The organism is Streptomyces sp. KLMMK, assembly GCF_036961605.1.
GTDB classification, from domain to species: Bacteria; Actinomycetota; Actinomycetes; order Streptomycetales; family Streptomycetaceae; genus Streptomyces; species Streptomyces telluris.
In genome coordinates this window covers 1-3,490 of record NZ_JBAMDC010000547.1, presented here as the reverse complement: position 1 = coordinate 3,490, position 3,490 = coordinate 1, and the positions used below count along the sequence as shown (strand labels likewise).

Genomic DNA, 3,490 nt, shown 5'->3' with positions numbered 1-3,490 from the left:
GGCGCAGGTCCTCGGCGGGCACAGCGCGGGAGTGCTGCTGGTCGCCGCCCGCGCGGGCGGGTACGCCCGTGGTCGCACGCTGCTGTTCGTCCTGCGGCCGGATGTGGTGCGCGGGGTGCGCCGTACGCGGCTGACCGCGCTGGACGAGACGCGTCCGCAGGCGCGGATCGAGCTGCGGGACGCGGAGGCCGATCTCCTCGGCCTCAAGGACGACGAGGTCCCGGCCGCGCTGGCCCGGCTGGGCGGGAGCGTCGCGGCGATGCTGGCCGCGGAGGCCGTCGGCGCGGCGGACCGGGCGCTGGAGCTGACGATCGAACACGTGCGGACACGTGAGCAGTTCGGGCGGCCCATCGGCTCCTTCCAGGCCGTCAAACACCGCCTGGCCGATCTCTACGTGTCCGTGCAGGCGGCGCGCTCGGCGGCGTATTACGCGGCGTGGGCGGCGGGAGGCACGGCGGGGGGTGCGGCGGAGGCAGCGGACGCAGGGGTGGCAGGAGACGCGGAGATGGCAGGAGACGCAAAGGTGGCCGCAGGCGCAGGGGCGGCAGATGACGTAAGGGCAGCAGGAGACGCGGGCATCGCCCTCGCACAGGCGTTGGAAACGCTGCGGGCGGTGACCGCGGAGGCCGTCCAGCTGCACGGGGGCATCGGAGTGACGTGGGAGCACGACGTGCAGCTGTACTTCAAACGGGCTGCTTCGGACGGCCTGCTCTTCGGACCCCCGGAGCGGTTGCGCGCCCGGGCGGCGGAGGCCGCCGGGCTGTTTGCCGGGCGCCCGGAGCGGGAAGCGGTGGCTCCGTGAGCGGCACTGCGGCACGGAGCGGGCAGCGCGGGCACCGCAAGGAGCGTCTGGAGCGCGTGGTGCAGAAGCTTTCCTCGACCCGTACCTTCGCGCGGATCGCGCCGCACTGCGTGCCGGCCCTGGACCGTGCGGTGCACCGGCTGACGGGCGGCAGGACGCTGCTCAGCGCCCGCCTGCTGCCCGGCCTGGTGCTCACGTCGACCGGCGCGCGGACGGGACAGGCGCGGCGTACGCCGCTCGCCTGCATGACGGAGGGGCCGAAGGGGAAGCCGCCGACTGCGTGGGTGCTGGTGGGGAGCAACTTCGGGCGCCCCGGTCACCCTGCCTGGACCGCGAACCTGCTGGCGCACGCGGAGGCGGAGATCAGCTGGAGGGGGCGGGACGTGCCGGTGCGGGCCCGGCTGCTGGGTGGTGCGGAGCGGAAGGCCGCGTGGGAGGCGGTGGTGGCGTTCTGGCCGCCGTACGCGCGGTACCAGGCGCGCGTGGACCGGGAGATCCGGCTGTTCCGGCTGGAGCCGCGTCCGGACGGCGAGGAGTGAGGGAGAGGGACTGAGGGAGAGGGTTGGGGGAGAGGGACTGAGGGCGGAAATCACTGCGGCGGGCCCCCTCCGGGCCCGGCCGGGAGGGGGCCCGCCGCTGCGATGACAGGACGTGCAGACGTGACGAGGTGCCGGAAGCGCTACCTCGTCGGCTTCTTGCCCGTGATGCCCAGGTGCACGAGGAGGGCGAGGTTGGGCTTGAGCTCGGCCTGCTTGACGCCCCAGCTCTGGAAGCCCTTCTGGTGCGAGGCCACCGCGGCGAGCATGGCGACGAGCGACCCGGCGACGGCCGCGGGGTTCACGTCCTTGTCCACCTTGCCCTTGGACTGGAGCTCCTTGACGGAGTCGGTGAGGGAGTTGGTGACGGCGTTGAGGATCTTCATGCGGATCTTGTAGAACCGCTTGTCGCCCTCGGCCGCCCCGAGGTCGACCACCCGCAGGATGGCGTCGTGCTTGCGCCAGAACCCGAGGAAGCCGTCGACGAGCTCTTCGGCGGCCTGCCAGCCGGACTTGCCGACCCAGGAGCGGCCGGCGACCAGCTCGGTCAGGCTCGCGCCCTCCTTGGCCATCTCCTCGGCGATCTCGAGGACCGCGCCCTCGACGTCCGGGAAGTACTGGTAGAAGGTCGCGGGCGAGGTGCCGGCCTTGCGGGCGACGTCGATGACCTTGACGTCTCGGTAGGGAGAGGAGCTGAGCATTTCGCTGAGGCAGTCGAGCAGCTTCTGCCGCGTCGCCTGGCCGCGTCGGCCGGCCACGCGGCCGTCGACGGTGCGTACTTGTCCTGTCATGCCGTCAGCTTACCGAGGGGTGATCGGAGCGCGATTCGGCCGCATGCAAATGGGGGCAGGGGTGTGGAGTGGGGTGTAAGGCCAGCTCAGAGGGGTTGCGGGGGGTCGCGGGAAGATCGCACGGGATTGGCCCGTACCGGTGAATCCTCTTATCAACAGGCTGTGGACAACGCTCTTCGGAGACCCTTCGCACGGTTGTCCACAGGTCCCGCGGAAGACCGCGGTCCCCCGCTAACGTGGCAGTCGTGACACACCCCGCGGGCCATGGCGGAAGCTCCCGGGGGCGGCGGCGGATCGCGGACGGGAAGCGGGGGTAGGAGGCGCGGGGCGAGGCGTTCCGCATGTGGTGGAGAGAGGGTGAAGCGCGACCCGGGTTCGCCACCGCGTCGTTCGCCAGGAAGAATCAGCATGCGTACCCCGGGATAATTCGCGGTGAGACGCTGCACGGGGCTGAAACCCTTCAAGCCCCGACGGGGAGGTGGCAGGTCAGTGGTGGAGCAGCTTACGCAGCACGACCCGAGACGGATCGGCCCGTTCGAGGTGCTCGGCCGACTCGGTGCCGGTGGCATGGGGCTGGTCTATCTCGCCCGCTCGGCGTCCGGCCGGCGGGTGGCGATCAAGACGGTGCGCACGGAGCTCGCCGAGGACCAGCTCTTCCGGGTCCGCTTCACGCGCGAGGTCGAGGCGGCCCGCGCGGTCAGCGGCTTCTACACCGCCGCCGTCGTCGACGCCGACCCGCGCGCCGCCGTGCCCTGGCTCGCCACCGCGTACGTGCCCGCGCCCTCCCTGGAGGAGATCGTCAACGAGTGCGGGCCCCTGCCCGCCCAGGCCGTGCGCTGGCTCGCGGCGGGCATCGCCGAGGCGCTGCAGTCCATCCACGGCGCGGGCCTCGTCCACCGCGACCTGAAGCCCTCCAACGTCCTCGTCGTGGAGGACGGCCCCCGCGTCATCGACTTCGGCATCGCCTCCGGCGTCTCCAACACCCGGCTGACGATGACCAACGTCGCCGTCGGCACCCCCGCCTACATGTCCCCCGAGCAGGCGCGCGACTCCCGCAGCGTCACCGGCTCCAGCGACATCTTCTCCCTCGGCTCCACCCTCGTCTTCGCGGCCACCGGCCACGCCCCCTTCCACGGTGCGAATCCGGTGGAGACGGTCTTCATGCTGCTCCGCGAGGGCCCCGACCTGAGCGGCCTGCCCGACGAGCTGCGGCCCCTCATCGACTCCTGCATGCAGATGGCCGCCGAGCACCGGCCCAGCCCGGCCGACCTGCAGTCCGAGCTGGCCCCGCACCTCTTCGCCTCCGGCGGGGGCGACGACAGCGGCACGGCCTCGGCCTGGCTGCCGGACAACGCCGTCTC

The 3,490-nt window shown here is 72.3% G+C and carries 4 protein-coding genes; 3 read left to right on the top strand and 1 reads right to left on the bottom strand.

From position 1 onward, the window contains the following. Positions 1-802: acyl-CoA dehydrogenase family protein (locus V7793_RS35305; RefSeq protein ID WP_336013771.1), on the top strand; the 802-nt coding region annotated here is incomplete at its 5' end. Then, positions 799-1,341, top strand: a complete 543-nt coding sequence (locus V7793_RS35300; RefSeq protein WP_443058065.1) for a nitroreductase family deazaflavin-dependent oxidoreductase — start codon at positions 799-801, stop codon at positions 1,339-1,341. The genes V7793_RS35305 and V7793_RS35300, both read left to right, overlap by 4 nt. Positions 1,342-1,481: 140 nt before the next feature. Here V7793_RS35300 and V7793_RS35295 read toward each other — a convergent pair whose 3' ends face one another. Then, complete coding sequence (locus V7793_RS35295) at positions 1,482-2,129, bottom strand: TetR family transcriptional regulator (RefSeq protein ID WP_168091090.1); 648 nt, start codon at positions 2,127-2,129, stop codon at positions 1,482-1,484. Positions 2,130-2,618: 489 nt separating this feature from the next. On the opposite strand from V7793_RS35295, the gene V7793_RS35290 reads away from it, so the two are divergent. Next, positions 2,619-3,490, top strand: an 872-nt coding sequence (locus V7793_RS35290) for a serine/threonine-protein kinase (protein WP_336013770.1), incomplete at its 3' end; no start/stop codon positions are given.